General features: G+C 67.2%; 19 protein-coding genes. All 19 read left to right on the top strand.

The genetic code is table 11. The features are described from left to right. Positions 1–3 precede the first annotated feature (3 nt). The 19 genes from flgH (at position 4) to ABD024_RS12425 (ending at position 19912) form a co-directional block, all read left to right on the top strand. Entirely contained in the window at positions 4–687 is a 684-nt protein-coding gene (flgH, locus tag ABD024_RS12515; RefSeq protein WP_343853146.1) for a flagellar basal body L-ring protein FlgH, read from the top strand. Between the two features lie 119 nt (positions 688–806). Continuing rightward, positions 807–1880 carry a flagellar basal body P-ring protein FlgI gene (locus ABD024_RS12510; RefSeq protein ID WP_343853144.1) on the top strand — a complete coding sequence of 358 codons (1074 nt, stop codon included), beginning with the start codon at positions 807–809 and terminating at the stop codon, positions 1878–1880. 15 nt (positions 1881–1895) lie between these two features. Further along, positions 1896–2975, top strand: a complete 1080-nt coding sequence (gene flgJ / locus ABD024_RS12505) for a flagellar assembly peptidoglycan hydrolase FlgJ (RefSeq protein ID WP_343853142.1) — start codon at positions 1896–1898, stop codon at positions 2973–2975. A gap of 72 nt (positions 2976–3047) precedes the next feature. Then, the gene (gene flgK / locus ABD024_RS12500; protein WP_343853140.1) at positions 3048–4922 is read left to right on the top strand and encodes a flagellar hook-associated protein FlgK; all 1875 of its coding nucleotides are present in this window, start codon (positions 3048–3050) and stop codon (positions 4920–4922) included. A 3-nt stretch (positions 4923–4925) separates the two neighbouring features. Then, positions 4926–6128, top strand: a complete 1203-nt coding sequence (flgL, locus tag ABD024_RS12495) for a flagellar hook-associated protein FlgL (protein WP_343853138.1) — start codon at positions 4926–4928, stop codon at positions 6126–6128. A gap of 126 nt (positions 6129–6254) precedes the next feature. Then, positions 6255–7688, top strand: coding sequence for a flagellin N-terminal helical domain-containing protein (locus ABD024_RS12490; protein ID WP_425543147.1), 1434 nt, complete (start codon positions 6255–6257; stop codon positions 7686–7688). Positions 7689–7751: 63 nt separating this feature from the next. Further along, entirely contained in the window at positions 7752–9146 is a 1395-nt protein-coding gene (fliD, locus tag ABD024_RS12485; RefSeq protein WP_343853134.1) for a flagellar filament capping protein FliD, read from the top strand. Positions 9147–9158: 12 nt separating this feature from the next. Then, positions 9159–9566 carry a flagellar export chaperone FliS gene (gene fliS / locus ABD024_RS12480; RefSeq protein WP_343853132.1) on the top strand — a complete coding sequence of 136 codons (408 nt, stop codon included), beginning with the start codon at positions 9159–9161 and terminating at the stop codon, positions 9564–9566. Next, positions 9563–9847, top strand: a complete 285-nt coding sequence (gene fliT, locus ABD024_RS12475; protein ID WP_343853130.1) for a flagellar protein FliT — start codon at positions 9563–9565, stop codon at positions 9845–9847. The genes fliS and fliT overlap by 4 nt, the downstream gene beginning before the upstream one ends. Continuing rightward, positions 9768–10511: a PilZ domain-containing protein gene (locus tag ABD024_RS12470; RefSeq protein WP_343853128.1), complete on the top strand. Its 744-nt coding sequence runs from the start codon at positions 9768–9770 to the stop codon at positions 10509–10511. The genes fliT and ABD024_RS12470 overlap by 80 nt, the downstream gene beginning before the upstream one ends. A 347-nt stretch (positions 10512–10858) precedes the next feature. After that, positions 10859–12283, top strand: a complete 1425-nt coding sequence (locus tag ABD024_RS12465; RefSeq protein ID WP_343853126.1) for a sigma-54 dependent transcriptional regulator — start codon at positions 10859–10861, stop codon at positions 12281–12283. A 122-nt stretch (positions 12284–12405) separates the two neighbouring features. Further along, entirely contained in the window at positions 12406–12732 is a 327-nt protein-coding gene (fliE, locus tag ABD024_RS12460) for a flagellar hook-basal body complex protein FliE (protein ID WP_343853124.1), read from the top strand. Between the two features lie 47 nt (positions 12733–12779). Continuing rightward, the gene (gene fliF, locus ABD024_RS12455; protein ID WP_343853122.1) at positions 12780–14489 is read left to right on the top strand and encodes a flagellar basal-body MS-ring/collar protein FliF; all 1710 of its coding nucleotides are present in this window, start codon (positions 12780–12782) and stop codon (positions 14487–14489) included. Positions 14490–14505: 16 nt separating this feature from the next. After that, positions 14506–15495, top strand: coding sequence for a flagellar motor switch protein FliG (gene fliG, locus ABD024_RS12450; RefSeq protein ID WP_343854691.1), 990 nt, complete (start codon positions 14506–14508; stop codon positions 15493–15495). Beyond that, entirely contained in the window at positions 15495–16124 is a 630-nt protein-coding gene (locus tag ABD024_RS12445) for a FliH/SctL family protein (protein WP_343853120.1), read from the top strand. Before fliG ends, ABD024_RS12445 begins: the two co-directional genes overlap by 1 nt. Beyond that, entirely contained in the window at positions 16121–17488 is a 1368-nt protein-coding gene (gene fliI, locus ABD024_RS12440) for a flagellar protein export ATPase FliI (RefSeq protein ID WP_343853118.1), read from the top strand. The genes ABD024_RS12445 and fliI overlap by 4 nt, the downstream gene beginning before the upstream one ends. Further along, positions 17485–17910 (top strand): flagellar export protein FliJ, encoded by a 426-nt coding sequence (gene fliJ / locus ABD024_RS12435; RefSeq protein ID WP_343853116.1) that lies wholly within the window; start codon positions 17485–17487, stop codon positions 17908–17910. The genes fliI and fliJ overlap by 4 nt, the downstream gene beginning before the upstream one ends. A 103-nt stretch (positions 17911–18013) precedes the next feature. Beyond that, entirely contained in the window at positions 18014–19126 is a 1113-nt protein-coding gene (locus tag ABD024_RS12430) for a flagellar hook-length control protein FliK (RefSeq protein ID WP_343853113.1), read from the top strand. Positions 19127–19411: 285 nt separating this feature from the next. Beyond that, positions 19412–19912, top strand: a complete 501-nt coding sequence (locus tag ABD024_RS12425) for a flagellar basal body-associated FliL family protein (RefSeq protein ID WP_343853111.1) — start codon at positions 19412–19414, stop codon at positions 19910–19912. The last annotated feature ends 16 nt before the right edge of the window (positions 19913–19928 follow it).

The raw sequence follows: 19928 nt of genomic DNA, 5'->3' as shown, positions 1-19928 counted from the left end.
GTGATGCTGGACCGTTGCCGTTTTCCCCTCGTGCTGTGCGCGCTGGCCCTGCTGGCCGGCTGCGCCAGCGGCCCGCGCACGCACGACGATGCCGAATGGGCGCCGACGCCGCCGCCCGCGCAGCAGATCGCACCGGCGCAGGCCGACGGCTCGATCTACCACGACCAGCAGAACATGGAGCTGTTTGCCGACCCGCGCGCGCACCGCGTCGGCGACATCCTCACCGTGGCGCTGGTGGAGAGCACCCAAGCCAGCAAGAAGGCCACCACCAGCACCAGCAAGACCGACAAGGCCAACATCGCCTCGCCGACGATTCTCGGACAGGGACTCTCAATCGGCGGCAAGGTGGCGAACATCGGGCTGGACGGCGAGCGCAGCTTCGACGGCGCCGGCTCCAGCACGCAGAGCAACCAGCTGGTCGGGCAGATCACCGTCACCGTGGCGCAGCGCCTGACCAACGGCAATCTGGTCGTACGCGGCGAAAAGTGGCTGACCATCAACCAGGGCCAGGAGCTGGTGCGCATCTCCGGCATCGTGCGTCCGCAGGACATCGGCCAGGACAACGTGGTGCCGTCCACCCGCGTCGCCGACGCGCGGATCAGCTACACCGGCCGCGGCACGCTGGCCGACGCGAACACACGCGGCTGGCTCTCGCGCTTCTTCAATTCCAAGTGGATGCCGTTCTGATGAACACGTCGCTCCGCCTCACCGTAGGAGCCCGCTTGCGGGCGATGCTCTTCGGCCGGGATTCGACAAAGACAAAGGCATCGCCCGCAAGCGGGCTCCTACGAGGGTTTCTGCTTGCCTTGGGGGTTCTGGCGGTCGCCCCGGCCCACGCCGACAAGATCCGCGACCTGGTGCAGGTGGCGGGTGTGCGCAGCAACCAGCTGATCGGCTACGGCCTGGTGGTGGGCCTGGACGGCTCGGGCGACCAGACCACGCAGGCGCCGTTCACCACGCAGAGCCTGGAGAACATGCTGCAGCAGTTCGGCATCACCGTGCCGGCCAACGCGCGGCCGCAGCTGAAGAACGCCGCCGCGGTGATGGTGACGGCGGACCTGCCGCCGTTCGCCAAGCCAGGCCAGACCATCGACGTCACCGTCGCCTCGATCGGCAACGCCAAGAGCATCCGCGGCGGCCAGTTGCTGATGGCGCCGTTGCGCGGCGCCGACGGCAACGTCTACGCGGTGGCGCAGGGCAGCGTGGTGGTCGGCGGCATCAGTGCGCAGGGCAAGAGCGGCTCCAGCGTGCAGGTGAACATTTCCGCCAGCGGGCGCATCCCCAACGGCGCCTCGGTGGAGCGCGTCGTGGCCTCGTCGTTTGCCGGCGGCGGCGACCTGATGCTCAACCTCAACACCGCCGATTTCACCACGGCCACGCGGATCGCCACGGCGATCAACCAGGCTTACGGCGCCGGCACCGCGCAGCCGCTCGACGGCGGTTCGGTGTCTGTGCGCGGGCCGCAGGATCCGGCGCAGAAGGTGGCGTGGCTGGGTGCGATCCAGAACCTCGACGTGCAGCCGGGCGATGCTCCGGCGCGGATCGTGGTGAACTCGCGCACCGGCACCGTGGTGATCGGTTCGGACGTACGGGTCAGCGCCGCCGCGGTGGCGCACGGCGCGATCCAGGTGACCATCGGCGAGCAGGCGCAGGTCAGCCAGCCGGCGCCGTTCAGCCAGGGGCAGACCGCGATCGTGCCGAGCAGCAGCGTGCAGGTCAGCGAAGAAGGCGCGCACATGTTCAAGTTCGGTCCGGGCGTGAGCCTGGACACCATCGTGCGCGCGGTGAACCAGGTCGGCGCCACGCCGAATGACCTTATCTCGATCCTGCAGGCGCTGAAGCAGGCCGGCGCGCTGCATGCGGATCTGGTCGTCATCTGACCCGGTGACCAGCCCATGACGCCGATCAACAGCACGTCGCCCGCCCTCGATACCTGGACCGAACTGTCCGGCTTCCAGCAGTTGCGCGCGCAGGCACGCAGCGACGACGGCAAGAGTGCGCTGCCGGCGGTGGCGAAACAGTTCGAAGCGATCTTCACCCAGATGATGCTGAAGTCGATGCGCGACGCGAACGCCAGCATGGGCAGCGACCTCGCCGGCAGCGAGCAGGTCAATTCGTACCGCGACATGTTCGACCAGCAGCTGTCGCTGAGCCTGGCCAATGGCCGCAACGGCCTCGGCATCGCGAAGATGCTGGTGCGCCAGCTTGGCGGCAAGCCGGATGCCGTCGAGGCAACGGCTGCCGATGCGCATGGCTTGCCGGCGTCCAGCGCCGGCGTGCTCAATGCCAACGTCCGCGCCTTGCTGCAATTGGGCGCGAATCGCGACGCGGCCGGCGGCACCGGTGCGGCGGACGATGCCTTCGGCATCGCCATGCCCTCCACGACCGACGCCGGCTCACCGTGGCGCGACACGCTCGATCGCATCGCGCAGGGTGCGCTGGATGTGGCCGGCACGGCGGCGAAGCTGCTGCCGGGTGGCGATCCGGTGAGCTTCGTTCGCGCGCTCGCGCCGCATGCCGAAGTGGCCGCGAAGAAACTCGGCGTGTCGGTACGCGCTCTGCTGGCGCAGGCGGCGCTGGAAACCGGCTGGGGCAAGCACCTGCCCAGCCATGGCGACGGCAGCAGCAGCTTCAATCTGTTCGGCATCAAGGCTGGCAGCAGCTGGGATGGCGACAAGGTCAGCGTGCCCACGCTGGAGTACGAGAACGGTGTGGCGGTGCGCCGGCGCGACCAGTTCCGCGCCTACGACTCACCGTCCGATTCGTTTTCCGACTACGCCCGCCTGCTGACCGACAGCCCGCGTTACGCGCAGGTGCTGGGCCAGGGCGAGAACATCGCCGGCTTTGCGCGTGCCCTCGTGCGCGGTGGCTATGCGACCGACCCGTCGTACGCGGCCAAGATCACCGCGATCGCCAACAGCCCGCAGATGCGCGAGGCGCTGGCGGCGCTCCAGCAGCCCGGGGCACTCAAGTGAATATCGGTCCGGCCGTTACCGTATCCATGCACCGCGTCATTCCCGCGGTGCTCCTGGCGTTGAGGATGTTCCATGGCTGACATGCTTTCGACCGGCGTGTCCGGACTGCTTGCCGCGCAGATCGGGCTCAGTACGGTAAGCCACAACGTGGCCAACGCGAACACCGACGGCTACAGCCGCCAGCTGGTGTCGTTCGGCGCCCGGCTGCCCGAAGGGCAGGCCAACTATTACGTCGGCACCGGCGTCAACACCGTGGCAGTGCAGCGCGCCTACAGCCAGTTCCTCAACAGCTCGCTGTGGTCGGCCAGCTCGGGGCAGGGCCGCGCCAGTGCCATGAACAGCCTCACCGGCCAGCTCAACAACCAGCTGTCCGGCAGCAGCAATCTGCAGACGTCGCTGGACAGCTTTTACGGCGCGGTGCAGGACATGGCCAACGCGCCGTCGGACGCGGCTTCGCGCCAGGTGCTGCTGGCTCGGGCCGGCGGGCTCGCCAGCACGTTCCGGGCGTTGTCCGGCCAGTTCAACCAGCTTTCCGGCCAGGTGCAGCAGCAGATCGGCGACACCGTCGATTCGATCAACAGCGACAGCCAGTCGATCGCCAGATTGAACGGGCTGATCCGCTCCTCGCAGGCCACCGACGGCACGCCGCCGGCCGACCTGCTCGACCAGCGCGATGCGCTGGTGAAGAAGCTCGCCGGCCAGGTCGGCATCAGCGTGGTGCCGCAGAACGACAACACCATCAGTGTGTTCGTCGGCAACGGCCAGGCGCTGGTCACCGGTACCGAGGCGCACGCGCTGGGCACCGCGCCCAACGTTTACGACGCTACTCGCCGGGAGGTGGTGGGTGCGGCTTCGGGCAACGTGCTCAGCGGTCGCCTCGGCGGCGGCACCCTGGGTGCGTTGCTGGATTTCCGCAGCAACGTGCTGGATCCCGCGCAGAACCAGCTGGGCCGCACCGCGCAGGCGCTGGCCAGCGCATTCAATGCGCAGCATGCGCAGGGCGCGGACCTGCAGGGCAAGCTCGGCGGCACATTCTTCGATGTCGCCGGCCCGACCGTGCAGGCGGCCGCCACCAACAGCGGCAGCGGCACGCTGGATGCCAGCATCGGCAATATCGGTGCGCTGACCGGCAAGGACTATGTGCTGAGCTACGACGGCAGCAACTGGAGCATGCGCGATACCAACGGCGGCAGCGTCGCGCTCAGCGGCAGCGGCACCAGCGTCGATCCGTTCATCGCCGCCGGGCTGAGCCTGGTGGTGGGCGGCAGCGCCAACGTCGGCGACAGTTTCCGCGTGCAGCCCAGCCGCAACGCCGCCGCCGGGTTTTCGGTGGCGATCGACGACCCCGACAAGATCGCCGCCGCCGCGCCGCTGAAGGCCACTGCCGCGGCCGGCAACACCGGTACGGCAGCGCCCACCATCAGCATCAGCGACGGCAGCGACGCCAACCTGTTCAACAGCAGTTCCGTCGTGTTCGCCTCGGCCACCAGCTACAGCGTCGATGGCGGCCCGGCGCAGGTCTTCACCCCCGGCCAGCCGATCGTCCACAACGGCTGGAGCATGCAACTCAGCGGCGCGCCGCAGGCCGGCGACAGCTTCGGCGTGCAGGCCAACAGCAACGCACAGGGCGACAACAGCAACGCGTTGATGCTGGGCAAGGTCGCCAACCTGGGCGTGCTCGATGGCGGCGTCACCAGCGCGGGCCGCGCCTATGGCCAACTGGTCAGCCAGGTCGGCAGCGCCGGTGCGCTGGCCAGCGACGACCTGACCACGCAGACCGCGGTGTACCACCAGGCGATGAGTTCGCAGCAGAGCGTCTCCGGCGTGAACCTGGACGAGGAGGCTGCCAACCTGTTGCGTTACCAGCAGGCGTATCAGGCTTCCGCGCAGGTCATCAGCACCGCCAACAACATCTTCAGCGCGCTGCTCAGCGCCGTGAGGGGGTAAGCCATGCGAGTCTCCACCAGCTGGATGCAGCAGCAGTCCGTCGGCAGCATGATGGACCGGCAGAGCGACCTGTCCGACCTCAACATCCAGTTGAGCACCGGCAAGCGCATCAATCAGCCGTCCGACGATCCGGTGGGCGCGGCGCGCGCGCTGGATCTGACCCATCTCACCGCCGACAGCGCGCAGTACCAGCGCAACATCACCACGGCCAACGCGCGGCTGGGGTTGGAGGATCAGACCCTGTCCAATGTCAGTGGCGTGCTGGGCCGCGTGCGTACGCTGCTGCTGCAGGCGGCGAACGGCTCGCAGACCGACGCGACCCGTGGCGACATCGCCGCCGAGATGGCGCAGTTGCGCCAGCAGTTGCTCGGCCAGGCCAACAGCAAGGATGGCCAGGGCGATTATATTTTTGCCGGCAACCGTACCGGCACGATGCCGTTCGTTGCACAGAATGGCATCAGCTACCTGGGCGACGACGGCCAGCGCATGGTCGCTGCCGGCCCCGGTTTGCAGGTAGCCACCGGCGATCCCGGCAGCGCGGTATTCGCCGACATTCGCACCGGCAACGGCACGTTCGCAGTCAGCGCCAATGCGGCCAATACGGGCAGTGCGGTAGCCGGCGCCAGCAGCGTCAGCAACCCCAACGCGAATCCTTCGGCATGGGATGGCGGCAGCTACGCCATCGTGTTCACCGCAGCCGATACGTATGAAGTGCGCGACGGCACCGGCACGGTGCTGGACAGCGGCACCTACGATGCAGGCAACGGCGGCAGCGTCACCTTCCGTGGCGCGCAGGTGGCGTTCAGCGGCGTGCCCGACGCAGGCGACACCTTCGCGCTGGGCGCGTCCGCCAAACAAGACGTGTTCACCACGCTGGACAACATCATCAGCGCGCTGCGTCAGCCCAATGGCGGCGGCGCGGACATGCAGAACAACATCAACACGCAGTTCGCGAATCTCGACCAGGCGATCGACAACATCAGCCGCACGCGCGGCATGGTCGGTGCGCGCATGAACGCGCTCGATCAGCAGCGCGGACTCAATGACGATCTGACTCTGCAATACAAGAGCGCGCTGTCGGACGTGCAGGATCTGAACTACTACGACGCGATCAGCCAGCTCGGCGCGCAGACCACCGCGCTGCAGGCGGCGCAGCAGACATTCACCAAAATCCAGGGTTCAAAATTGTTCGATTATTTGCGTTGACAAGGCTCAAGTTTCGGTGTTGGGGGTCGAAACAGTTCACAAGGCGGATGCATTCAATGGTGAATCCCCGCCGGATTGTCTGAGCCGACCTCAAGTCGGCACACCACCCCGATTCGGAGAATTCCCATGGTCATGAGTGTCAACACCAACATCAGCTCGCTGAATGCCCAGAAGAACCTGGCCACGTCGCAGAGCAAACTCGCCACCGCGATCGAGCGTCTGTCCTCGGGCATGCGCATCAACAGCGCGAAGGACGATGCCGCCGGCCTCGCCATCTCGACCCGTTTCACCACCCAGATCAACGGCCTCAACCAGGCCGTCAGCAATGCCAACGACGGCATCTCGCTGGCGCAGACCACCGAGTCGGCGCTGAACGAGGTGACCAACAACATGCAGCGCATCCGTACGCTGGCCGTGCAGTCCGCCAACGCCACCAACTCCGACAGCGATCGCGCCGCGCTCGACGCCGAAGTGCAGCAGCGCCTGGCGGAAATCACCCGTATTTCGACCCAGACCAGTTTCAACGGTCGCCACGTGCTTGACGGCAGCTTCGGCAACGCCGCGTTCCAGGTCGGCGCCAACGTCGGCGAAACGATTTCGGTCAACCTCAGCCAGGGCGCGCGTGCCGACCAGATGGGTTCGCTCGCCACCGGCACCGGCACTGCCGTAACCACCAGCGCACTGGTGGCCGGCAACCTGAAAATCCAGGTGGGCACCGGTGCGATCACCAATATCGCGGCTTCGGTGGCTGGCCCCGCTGGCGCCACTGCTGGCCAGGGCGCCGCCAGTGCTTACGCCAAAGCGGCGGCGATCAATGCATCCAATGTCTCGGGCCTGACCGCCACGGCCAGCAACTCGGTCAGCGGTGCGTTCACCACCACCAGTTCTGCTGCCGGTAACACCTATTCGTTGAACATCAACGGGCAGGACATCTACGCCGCGGCCGATCTCACGCTCGGTGCATTGACGGGTGACAAGGTGGTTGCGCAGATCAATGCCTACTCCACCCAGACCGGCGTGACCGCCGCCGTGGATGCGGGCGGCAACATGACCCTGTCGACTGTCGATGGCCGTGATATCAACGTCACCCAGACGCTGGGCGGCGGCGCTACGGGCGGCCTCGCCGCGGGCATGGTTACGAATACTCATGGCACGCTCACGCTGAGTGCCGCATCCGCCATCACGTTCTCCGGTTCACAGTCGTCCGATATCGGCTTCTCGGCCAATATCGCGCTCGACACCACCAAGACCCTGGCATCGGCAAACGTGTTGACCGTGGATGGCGCCAACTCCACCATCAACCGCATCGACGCGGCGCTGTCCACGGTCAGCGGCATGCGCAGCAACCTCGGCGCGGTGCAGAACCGCTTCAGCTCCACCATCGCCAACCTGCAGACCATTTCGCAGAACCTCAGCTCGTCGCGCAGCCAGATCCAGGATGCCGACTTCGCCGCGGAGACCGCGAACATGTCCAGTGCGAACATCCTGCAACAGGCCGGTGTCTCGGTGCTGGCGCAGGCCAACGCCTCCACCCAGAGCGTGTTGAAGCTGCTGGGTTGATGGCTTGACCCGGAACGGCCGCCAGGCATGGCGGCCGTTTCCCCATTTTGAGGAACTCCGCTCATGGCAATCACCGTAGGCTCCACCACACCAACCACGGGTTTGCTGACTTCGATGGGCGTGGGTTCCGGGCTTGACGTGTCCTCGCTGGTCGACAAGCTGGTGGCTGCCAAGAAGGCGCCGCAGCAGAACCAGATCGCCAGCCAGGCAGCTGCCGCCAATACCCAGCTGTCCGCGTTGGGCCAGATCGGCGCCGCGCTTTCCGCGTTGCAGTCGGCGATGGCGCCGCTTACCGACGGCAGCGCGTTCGCCAGCCGCACCGTGACCAGCAGCGACACCACCGTCCTCGGCGCAGGCAGCGACGGCACCGCGGTCAACGGCAGCTACAACATCGTGGTCAGCAAGCTGGCCAGCGCGTTGAAGGCGTCTTCCGGCGCATTCGCCAGCGCCAGCACCGCGGTGGGAACCGGCACGCTCACCCTCGCGGTCGGTGGCAAGTCGATGAGCCTCACGCTCGACAGCACCAACAACTCGCTCGCCGCAATACGCGACGCGATCAACAAGGCCAGCGACAACCCCGGCGTGTCGGCGACCATCGTCACCGGCACCGACGGCGCGCATCTGGTGCTGAGCGGCACGCAAACCGGCGCGGCCAATGGTTTTACCGTGAGCAGCAGCGGCGGCGACGGCGGCCTGGCCGCGTTGAACTACGACGTGGCTGCCCCGAGCGGCAATGCGCTCAGCGTGATCACCGCGGCCAGCGATGCGAATTACACCATCGACGGACTCGCCGGCAACAGCGCCAGCAATACCGTCAGCACGGCGATCGACGGGCTTACGCTCAATCTCACCAAGGTCGGCAGCAGCACGCTCGGCGTGTCCAACGATTCCTCCAAGGCCACCGGCGCGCTGACCAACCTGGTCAATACCTACAACAGCTTCGTGGGCATCTACCAGAACCTCACCAAGTACGACGTCACCAGTGGCACCGCCGGCGCGATGATTGGCGATGCCACGCTGAACAGCATCAACAGCACCTTGTCGGGCATCGTCGGCGGCACCGCGAACGGTGCAACGTTGTCATCCATCGGCATCTCGTTGCAGGTGGATGGCACCTTGAAGCTGGACAGCAGCAAGCTGGCTACGGCGCTGTCCGACGGCGGCAAGACCGTCGGCAACCTGTTCGCCGGCACCGGCGGCTTCGCCGCCAAACTGAATGCATCACTGGGCAACTGGGTCGGCGATTCCGGTCTGCTGGCGGGGCGCACCACCAGCCTCAGCCAGCAACTGAAGGATTTGTCGAACCAGCAGACCACGCTGAACAGCCGCATGGACGACCTTACGGCACGCTACCAAGCGCAGTTCACTGCGCTCGACACGTTGATGAGCAAGCTCAACAGCACCAGCAGTTACCTGCAGCAGCAGTTCGACGCGCTCAACAACAGCAACAAGAAGTAGGAGGAGAGGGTCATGGCATTCGGCTACGGCGCAGGCGCCTATCAACAAGTTCGCTCGCATGGCGGGGTGGAGTCGGCGGACCCGCATGGGCTGATCACGCTGCTGATGGATGGCGCGCTGGAGCGGCTGGTGAAGGCCCGCGCGCACATGGTCCGTGGCGAGGTCGCCGCCAAGGGCGAAGCGATCTCGCGCTGCATCGAGATCCTCGGTGGATTGCGCGGTAGCCTCGATCGCAAGGCCGATCCGGTGCTGGTCGAGCGGCTGGATTCGCTGTACGACTACATGAGCCGCCGTCTGCTGCAGGCCAACCTGCGCGACGACGCCAGCCTGATCGACGAGGTCAGCAACCTGCTGCAACCCATCCGCGACAGCTGGGTGAAAATTGCCCCCGCCGCGGCCCAGCCTGCGACCAGCGCGTGAGCACGGACATCCTGGATCGAGCACTGCAGCTGACCCGCGGCATGCTGGCCGCCGCGCACGCGCAGGAGTGGTCGCGGCTGATCGAGCTGGAGGCCGAGCGTGAGCCGTTGCTGCTGCGTAAGCATGCATCCGATCCGGACAGCCTCGCCCGGCTGGACGAGATTCTGGCGTACGATCGCGAGTTGCAGGCGATCGTCGGCAGTGCACGGGATTTGGCCGCCGGACAATGGCAGCGGGAAACCGATCGCGCCCGCGCGATCGCTGCCTACGTACAGCCGTGACGGGCCGCGGCTGCTGAGTTCCATCTCCGAAAACCGCCGGCGTGGCGGTTTCGGGATTACCGCGTCGCGGAGCCGCACCATGACTTCAGACAGTATGCCCCCGGGCGGCCTGACCCCAACCAGTTGGGACGATTTCGAGCAACGGGTCAGCTGCGAAGAGAGTCTGCATGCCGACTGCGAGCCGCTTGCCTGGCCGCCATCGCAGGCACAGCTGCAGCAGCTTTCCGAACGCAACGCAAACACGCTGGCGGCGATCGCCGCGCTGGAAGAGCGCCGCGCCGATACCGGCGAGGACGACACTCCGCTGATGCAGGAAATACTGCGGATGGATGCCAAGCTCACCGTGCTCGTGGAGATCGTCAACAACCTGCTGGTGCCCGGCAGCATGCTGCCGCCACGGCAGCTGCTTCGCTTCAATGCGACCGGCGCGATTCTGCCTGCGGGCCTGGCGCCGGCCGGCGGCGGACTGTTGCTGCGCATCCGCTTCGATCTCTGCCGCAGCTTGCCGCTGGAACTCCCCGCGCGAGTGGAACGTCAATTCGACGATGGTCGGGTCTTCGTGGTTTTTGCGCCGCTCGGCGATGCACTGGGTGACGCAATTGAGCGCTTGGTTTTTCGCCATCACCGACGCAAAGTGGCAGGGGCGCGTCAGCTGATCGGTTGAAGCGCGCTTTGGTCGGCAGACGCGGTGTGACGTGGTTCGCATTTACGAAATTCGGTCCGCGGTTACTCCGACGCCGGTCACACCTGCCACGCGTGCCCTGTCACGCCGCGAACGCCACGCAAACGTTTCTTGTTTCATGCAGTTACAAGGAACGCCCGCGTATGTTCGCCGGCGCAGGAGCGTCAGCTTTCCTGATACGCGACGTTTTGTCGTCGCGATGGCCTGAAAAATTGGCCCCCTTATTGCTCATGGTTCATCAGGCCGGCGACGGAAAGTCGGCGCCGATGAAAAAGTGACTCCGCTGGAAGCGGGGGCCGCCAAATGAGCAGTGTGGTAAGGAGAAAGCGATGCAGAAATTCGATTTCCTGGTCATCGAGTCCGATGAGACGCGTGTGGAGTCCGTGCTCTCGGCGCTCCACTTCCTCGGTTACCGGCCACAGCACGGCGCCGCTTGCCGCGAGACGGACGAATCCACCCATGCATGGCGCGCGGTGTACATCGGCAGCGTCGACGATGCCGTCGAGGCGGAACGTCAGTTCGCCCTGCTGGGTGCCGCCGCGTCACACGCTCCGGTATTGCTGGCCAGCGACTCGGCCTGGGTCGAGCGCTTCAGCGCGCCGACCTCGCCGTTTGCCGCGCGGGTGGCCACGCTGGCGTTCCCGTTGCGCTACGAGAAGATGGCCGAGGCCATGCGCAACATCTATGCGCGCCTGCTCGGCGGCCAATCCAGCGGCCTGCGCTTTGTCGGCAACTCGGCGCCGATGACCCGCGTCAACGCCTTGATCCACCAGGTTGCGCCGTTCGATTCCACCGTGCTGGTGCTGGGCGAATCGGGTACCGGCAAGGAAATGGTGGCGCGCGCGATCCACGAGCATTCGCCGCGCCGGGACAAGCCCTTCGTGGCGATCAACTGCGGTGCGATTCCGGCGGAGTTGCTGGAGAGCGAGCTGTTCGGTCACGAGAAGGGTTCCTTCACCGGCGCGATCAGCGCGCGCAAGGGCCGTTTCGAAATGGCCGAGGGTGGCACCCTGTTCCTCGACGAGGTCGGCGACATGAGCCTGCCGATGCAGGTGAAGCTGCTGCGCGTGCTGCAGGAACGCGCCTACGAGCGGGTAGGCGGCAGCAAGACCATGCGCTGCGACGTGCGCATCATTGCCGCCACGCATCGCAACCTGGAGCAGTCGATCGCCAGCGACCGCTTCCGCGAGGACCTGTTCTATCGCCTCAGCGTGTTTCCGCTCGAGCTGCCGTCGCTGCGCGAGCGGCTGGAAGATCTGCCGATCCTGATCGGCGAGTTCAACCAGCGCCTCGCTCGCCGCGGGCTGGGCGTGGTGCGCTTCAGTGCCAGCGCGATGCAATCGCTGCGTGCGCATGCATGGCCGGGCAACGTGCGCGAGCTTTCCAACCTGGTCGAGCGCATGGCGATCCTGTTCCCGCACGGCGAAGTGCGTGGCAGCGACCTGCCGAAGAAGTACCGCGACCAGCAGGCCGACGACGAAGTGCATGGTGCGGCGCTGCTGGCGCTGATGGAAGACGAGCTGCCGTCGGGCGAGGCCGGCGTGCATCCGGTGCCCGAGTCGCAGCGCATCCTGCCCGAGCAGGGTCTTGACCTGAAGGATCACCTGGCCGACATCGAAGTGGGGCTGATCCGTCAGGCCCTCGATGCCACCGGCGGCGTGGTGGCGCATGCCGCGCGCCTGCTGCACATGCAACGCACCACCCTGGTGGAAAAACTGCGCAAGTACGGGTTGCAAAACAGCCTGGCGGCATAGCCCTCACGGGCATGGCCGGGGGAGGGACGGATGGCCACGTGGCACGGCTCGTGCTTTTGTCCCTGGTAAACCCGTCACGCGCCGGGATTCCGTCATGAGTCAATCGTCAAGGGTCAACCGACATGAGCACCATCGACGTCAACAACCTGCTTTCCCAGATGCGCCAGATGACGGCGCAGGTGCGTCCGCCGGAAGTCGCGGTCAAGCCGGCGGCCGTCGTTGGGCAAGCTGATTTTTCCGACGTTCTCAAACAATCCCTTTCCGCCGTGGGCCGCAACCAGCTGGAAGCCGGCCGCATGGCCGCGAGTTTCGAGCGTGGCGATCCCGGCGCGGACCTCGGTCGCACGATGATCGCGGTGCAGAAGGCCGACCTCTCGCTGCGCACTGTAGTCGAGGTACGCAACAAGCTGGTCGATGCGTACAAGGAAATCATGAACATGCCGGTCTGACGCGTACGCGTCGATCCGACTTCGCCCCCTAGCCAAAGAGCAACACCATGGCAGACAACGCCATCGCGACGACCGGAGACAACGGTTCGCGCCTGGACCCCTTCAAGCAGCTCGCACGCAACCCGGCGACGCGGCAGCTCCTGCTGCTGGTCGCGGTGGCTGCGGCCGTGGCCTTGGGCGTGGCCGTGGTGCTGTGGTCGCGCGGCCCGAACTACGGGTTGCTGTATGCCGGCCTGGAACAGAAGGACGCCTCGGCGATCACCCAGGAGTTGCAGGCGGGCAATACGCCTTACCAGTTGAGCAGCGACGGCGCGTCGATCATGGCGCCAGCCGCCGACCTGGCTGCCCTGCGGCTGAAGCTGGCCGCGAAGGGCCTGCCCCAGGGCAGTGCCGCCAGCAGTGCGCTGCCGGCCGTCGACTCGCCGTTCGGCATGAGTGACCTGGCCGAACGTACGCGCTACCAGCAGCTGCTGGAAGCCGATCTGGGCGCCACCATCGGTGGACTGCAGTCGGTGCGCGCCGCGCGCGTGCACCTGGCGCTGCCGAAACCCTCCGCATTCATCCGCGACAATCGGGAGGCCAGCGCATCGGTACTGGTCACCTTGTATCCGGGCCGTCAGCTGGATGCCGGCCAGGTGGCGGCGATCGTGCACCTGGTGGCGGCCAGTGTGCCGAACCTGGAAGCACGCCAGGTTTCCGTGATCGACCAGCAGGGCCAGTTGCTGACCACGGACCCGGAAAGCCCGGGCGCAGTGGGCGACAACCGCCTGCGCATCGCCACGCGGATCGAGAACACCTACGCCCAGCGTATCGAGGAACTGCTGACGCCGCTGGTCGGCCCCGGCCGGGTGCACGCGCAGGTTCATGTCGATCTGGATTTCAGCCAGACCGAGAAGGCCACCGAGACTTTTGGCCACGAACACCCGGCACTGCGCAGCGAGCAGACCAGCAGCGAGCGGCGCGGCGCGGATACCGCTGCCGGTGGCGTGCCCGGTGCACTCAGCAACCAGCCGCCGACGCTGGTCGCGCAGCCCACGGCGGCCAAGCCGGATGCCGGCAAGGCCGCCGCGGCCGGCACGGCCACGGCGACGACCGCCAGTTCGGCGGGAGACAGCTCCAGCAGCGCCACCCGCAACTACGAGCTCGACCGCACCATCAGCCATGTCAGCGATCCGGCGGGGCGGCTGGCCCGGCTTACCGTGGCGGTGGTGCTGGACGACAAACTGGTCAATCCCGACAACCCGGACAATTCGACCGGCGACCCGGTGGCGACGCCCAAGAACGTGCCGTTCAGCGCGCAGGAACTGCAGCACCTGACCGACCTGACCAGGAACGCCGTGGGCTTCAACGCCGCTCGCGGCGACAGCGTCAGCGTGATCAATCAGGCGTTCCAGCGCGGCCCGGCGGCCGAGGCGCTGCCCGAAACCCCGCTGTGGGGTCGGCCCGGCGTGATGGACCTGGTCAAGCAGGGGATCGGCGTGCTGATCGCGCTGCTGGTGGCGTTCGGCCTGTTGCGTCCCCTGCTGAAGGGTTTGCTGCGTGGCGAAACGGCAGCGCGCGCGCTGCCGTCGCCGATGCCGCAGATCTCGGTGCGTGTCGACGACGATCCGGCGGGCAACGAGCCGGCCCGACTTGGCGGGGCCATGCCGACGCTCTCATATGAGCAACGTGTCGGCCAGGCCCGGCGGATGGTCGGTGAAAACTCCAAACAGGTGGCGCAAGTCGTGAAGAACTGGGTGAGCGAAGATGGCAACTAATCGTTCCGATGCGCCCATCAACGGTGCGCAGCGTGCGGCGATCCTGCTGCTGACGCTGGGCGAGCAGGACGCTGCCGAAGTGCTCAAGCACCTAAGCGCCCGCGACGTGCAGGCGGTCGGCACGGCGATGGCGGCGCTCACCAGCGTGTCGCGCGAGCATGTCGAACACGCGCTGACCAAGCTCAACGAAGACATGGGCCGGCAGACCTCGCTGGGCGTCGGCACCGAGGAGTACATCCGCAAGATCCTGGTCAACGCGCTGGGCGAGAACAAGGCCGGCGGGTTGATCGACCGCATCCTGCTCGGCCGCAGCAGCAAGGGGCTGGAGTCGCTGAAGTGGATGGAAAGCCGCGCCATCGCCGAGATGATCAACCAGGAGCACCCACAGATCATCGCGCTGGTGCTGGCGCATCTGGAACCGGACCAGGCTGCCGAGGTGATCGGCTACCTGCCGCCGCGCGTGCGTTCCGACGCGGTGATGCGCATCGCCACACTCGATGGCGTGCAGCCGCATGCGTTGAACGAACTGGACGAGATCATGGAGCGCCAGTTCTCCGGCAACACCAAGAAACTCAAGTCCGCCAACGTCGGCGGACTGAAGGCCGCTGCCGACATCCTCAACGCGATGGAAACCAGCCGCGAGACCGAATTGATGACGGCCATCCGTGGCCTGGACGAGGCCCTGGGCGGACGCATCGAGGACCTGATGTTCGTGTTCGAGGACCTGGCCGAGCTAGACGACCGCGGCATGCAGGTCCTGCTGCGCGAGGTGCCGTCGGGAACCCTGATCACGGCGCTGAAGGGTGCCGAGCCGGCGGTGCGCGAGAAGATTTTCGCGAACATGTCCAAGCGCGCCGCCGACATGATGCGCGACGACCTGGAGGTGAAGGGACCGGTGCGCCTGAGCGAGGTCGACGCGGCGCAGAAGGAAGTGCTGACCATCGCCCGGAAACTTTCCGATGCCGGGCAGCTCAGCCTGGCCTCCAGCGGGGATGAATTCGTCTGATGACCGCCACGACCCACAACGCGGCAGCGGATTTCCGGCGGTGGGAATTGCCGAACGTGGGCATCCAGCCGACGGCGTCGAAGGCGGCCAATACGTCGCCGCAACCGACCGTGCGCGAGCTGGCGGCACTCGAACAGCAGGCGCGCGAGGAAGGCTATGCGGCGGGCCATGCCGAAGGATTGGCCGCGGCGCAGCAGCAGCTGCAACAGCGCATGGCCGAACTCGACGCACTGTATGACGCGGCGGCGCGTCCATTGCAGGTTCTCGACGAACAGACCGGGCAGGAACTGGCACGCCTGGCCATGATCGTGGCGCAGCGGGTGATTGCGCACGAGCTGCAGTCGTCGCCCGAACTGGTCGTCCGGGCGGTGCGCCAGGCCGCCACTGCCTTGCCGGCCGCCACGCGCGAATTGCGCGTGCACCTGCATCCGGCCGACCTGGCCTTGCTGCGCGACTCGGGTGCCGTCGAGGGGCATTGGCAACTGCTGGCCGATCCCGCGCTGAGCCGCGGCGACTGCCGTCTGGAGAGCGAGCGTTCGCGGCTGGATGCGCGGGTGGAAACCCGTCTGGCGGCGATGATCGACGCCGTGCTGGGCGACGAGGCCGGCGGCGGAGTGGCTGGCACGTGAGCATCGACGCCGTCCTCGCTGCCCGACAGACGCGCTGGCAACGGCAGCTGGCGCGCTGCAGCGCCCGCGCCGAAGCGGAGCGCACGCTGGTGGTGGAAGGCAGCCTGCGCCGGGTGGTCGGCTTGACGCTGGAGGCGGAAGGTTGCGAAGCCGCGCTGGGGGCGCGCTGCCTGGTCGATACGGCCGACGGCGCCACGCTCGAGACCGAGGTGGTCGGTTTTGCCGATGAACGCCTGCTGCTGATGCCGGTGGGCGACATGCACGGCGTGTTGCCGAATGCGCGGGTCCGCCCGTATGCGCGCAACGGCGGCCTGCCGGTGGGCCTGGGCCTGCTGGGCCGCGTGGTCGGCGCCGATGGCGTGCCGCTGGACGGGCTCGGCCCGCTGGAGTCGGACGAGCACGCCGCGCTCAAGCGCGAGCCGATCAATCCGATGGCGCGCAAGCCGATCGACGCGCCGCTGGATGTCGGCGTGCGCGCGATCAACGCGCTGCTTACCGTCGGCCGCGGCCAGCGGCTGGGCTTGTTCGCCGGTTCCGGCGTCGGCAAGTCGACCCTGCTCGGCATGATGACCCGCTATACCAACGCCGACGTGGTGGTGGTCGGCCTGATCGGCGAACGCGGCCGCGAAGTGAAGGAGTTCGTCGAACACACGCTGGGCGAGGAAGGGCGGCGCCGTGCGGTGATCGTCGCCGCGCCGGCCGATGCGCCACCGCTCAAGCGCCTGCGCGGCGCGCAGTACGCCACCGCGATCGCCGAGTGGTTTCGCGACCGCGGCCAGCGCGTGCTGCTGCTGATGGATTCGCTGACCCGCTACGCCCAGGCGCAGCGCGAGATCGCGCTGGCGATCGGCGAGCCGCCGGCCACCAAGGGTTACCCGCCGTCGGTCTTCGCGATGATGCCGGCGCTGGTCGAGCGTGCCGGCAACGATGCCGACGGCCGCGGCTCGATCACTGCGTTCTACACCGTGCTGACCGAGGGCGACGATTATCGCCACGATCCCATTGCCGATGCCGCCAGGGCGATCCTGGACGGCCATATCGTGCTGTCGCGCGACCTCGCCGAAGCCGGCCATTACCCGGCCATCGACATCGAGGCATCGATCAGCCGCGTGATGCCGGCGGTGGTGACGCGTGAACACCTGCGCGCGGCCCAGCGCTTCCGCCAGGTCTATTCCGCGTACCGGCAGCAGCGCGACCTGATTGCGGTGGGCGCGTACCAGAAGGGCTCCGATCCGCAGGTCGACCAGGCGATCGAGATGTGGCCACAGCTGCGCGTCTTCCTGCAGCAGGAAGTGGACGAGCCGATGACGCTCGAAGCGGCGATCGAGAAGCTCGATGCTCTCTCCGGGCAGGTGGCCGAATGAATTCGCGCACGAAACAATTGGAGCCCGCGGTGGAGCAGGCCAGGCAGCGCAGCGAGGACGCGCTGGCGCAACTGGCGGTACAGCAGCAGGCGCTGGCCAGGGCCGAGCACCAGCTCAGTGAACTGCAGCGCTATCGGCTGGAGTACGCGACTGCCGGCGATGGCGCGCAGAGCGTGACGGCGCTGCTCAACCGGCAGCAATTCGTGGAACGGATCGACCAGGCGATCGTGCAGCAGGAGGCCGAGGTTGCCCGGCAGAATCGTCAGTTGGCGCAGGTGCGTGATCACTGGCGACGGGCGCATGCCCGCGAAAGCGCGCTGGTCAGCGTGGTCGCACAGCACCGCGAAGAAGAACGCCGGGCCGCGGACCGCCACGAACAGGCCGAGGTCGACGAACGCATGCAATACCGGCGGCAGCGATGAAGGCCTCGGTCGCCTTGTCGTTACCGATCCGCACCCGTGCGGCCTCGCCGCATGCGCCGCGGCCAGTCGCGCGCGCTTTTATCGCTGAAGGATTGCCCTCGCCATGACCGCTTCCGTCACCGTTGCCGTACCCAACGTCGCTGCCACGGCAGGGTCGCGATCCACCGCCGCAGCCGAACCGCGCGACGGCGCCGACGCGGCGACCGGCTTCGACAGTCAGCTGCATGCCGCGCGGCGACAGCATGACGCCAGGAGCATGGACGACGCGCCGAACAATCAGGATGATCGCGGGCGCATGCCGGCAGCGCAGCCATCGCCCGGCCAGCAGCCGGATGCCGCTGCGCCGGTCGCTCCGGGTGTCGTGCCGGTATTGCCGCCGGCGACGCCGGTCATTGCACAGGCCGCCGAGACGGTTGTGGCGGCGGCGAGTGAGCCGGTGGACAAGAGCGAGCCGGATGACCAGCCGGCATCCGCCATGGCGGGTGCCATGCTCGCTTTGCTGGGGTCGTCGGTGGCAGCTGCGTTGCAGCCGGCTGCCGGCCATGCCGGTGCGGCCGCCGCTGCGCTGGTGCAGGCTGGCAAGACCGTGGCCGGCGACGCCAAGGCCGCTACCTTGCTCCAGCTCGGTACCGCCATCAGCCAGGCCATCGCGCCGGTCAACACCATGCCGGTGGCGGCCAGCCTGCTGGCGATGGCGCAGGCCGCGTTGCCGGCGTCGACCGCTGTCGACAAGGATTCATCGGAGGGACGTGGCCTGGCGGTTGCGCTGTCGGCTCCTCCCGCCGCTGCCGCCGCGCCGGTGGCAGCGCATCAACTGCAACTGCAGTCGCCGCTGGGGAGCCAGTCGTTCGCCCAGGACCTGGGCCAGCAGGTGGCCTGGCTGGGCGGGCAGAACATCAAGCAGGCGCGGATCCGCTTGCATCCGGAGGAACTGGGCTCGCTCGACGTCAGCGTCAGCGTGATGCACGGGCGTGTCGATGTGGTGTTCAGCGCGCAGCACCCCGCGGCTGTCTCGGCCGTGCAGCAGAGCCTGCCGCAGCTGGATCAGATGCTGGCGCAGCACGGTCTTTCGCTCGGGCATGCCGAGGTTGGCCAGCACGATCGCGGCGGCCGTCAGGGGCATGCCGAAGATGCCGGCACGGCGGCGGTGGACGAGATCGGCGATGTCCTGCCGGTGGCGCTGGGCCGGGTCGGCCTGCTCGACGCGTTCGCCTGAGTCCGTCCGGGTCACTTCATTCGCCGGCACGCACGCCGGCACCGCCTGTCGTTCCCGGGTTCCTGCTTCGGACAGGATGGGAAGAGATTTTTTGCGCTGGCGGAAGAGCCGCCGTGATCGCGTCGCGACGATGCGATGGCAGGCGTCAAGAAAGCGCCGCCAGCGGAATTCACCCGCTGCAAATCCAGCTGGGGCAACGTTTCCCGTTGATGGCACGCGGTTTGCTTTTGCAATGGCAAGCACGCCAGCGCGCGTGCCTTTCAACAATTGCAGATCGAGGTTTCCATGGTTGATGACGGACAAACCGGTGAGGTGGTCGATGCCCCGCCGGAGCGCAAGAGCCGCAAGCTGCTGGTGATTGCGGTGTCGGCGGCGTTGCTGCTGGCACTAGGCATCGGCGGCTATGTCTGGCAGTCAGGCCAGTCCACGTCGGCCGGAGCCGGCAAGTCGACGCCGAAGATCGCCAAGGCCGAACTCTATCTGCCGCTGGACCCGGCTTTCGTGGTGAATTTCCGCGACGCCCAATCGCTGCGCTATCTGCAGGTCGGGGTCACCCTGATGTCGCACGATCCCAATGCGATCGAAGTGGCCAAGGCGGCCGATCCGGTGATCCGCGATGCGCTGGTGGCGCTGTTCAGCAATCAGGATTTCGCGATCATCGGCGACGCCGCCGGGCGCCAGAAGCTGCAGGGCGAGGCGCTCGATGCGGTACGCAAGATCGTCCGGGCGCGGCTTGGCCGGCCCGGCATCGACGCGTTGTACTTCACCAGTTTCGTGATGCAGTGACCGGGATGACGCGCGC

The organism is Rhodanobacter soli (genome assembly GCF_039523495.1).
Classification (GTDB): Bacteria; Pseudomonadota; Gammaproteobacteria; order Xanthomonadales; family Rhodanobacteraceae; genus Rhodanobacter; species Rhodanobacter soli.
This window is presented reverse-complemented; position numbering and strand designations above follow the sequence as displayed.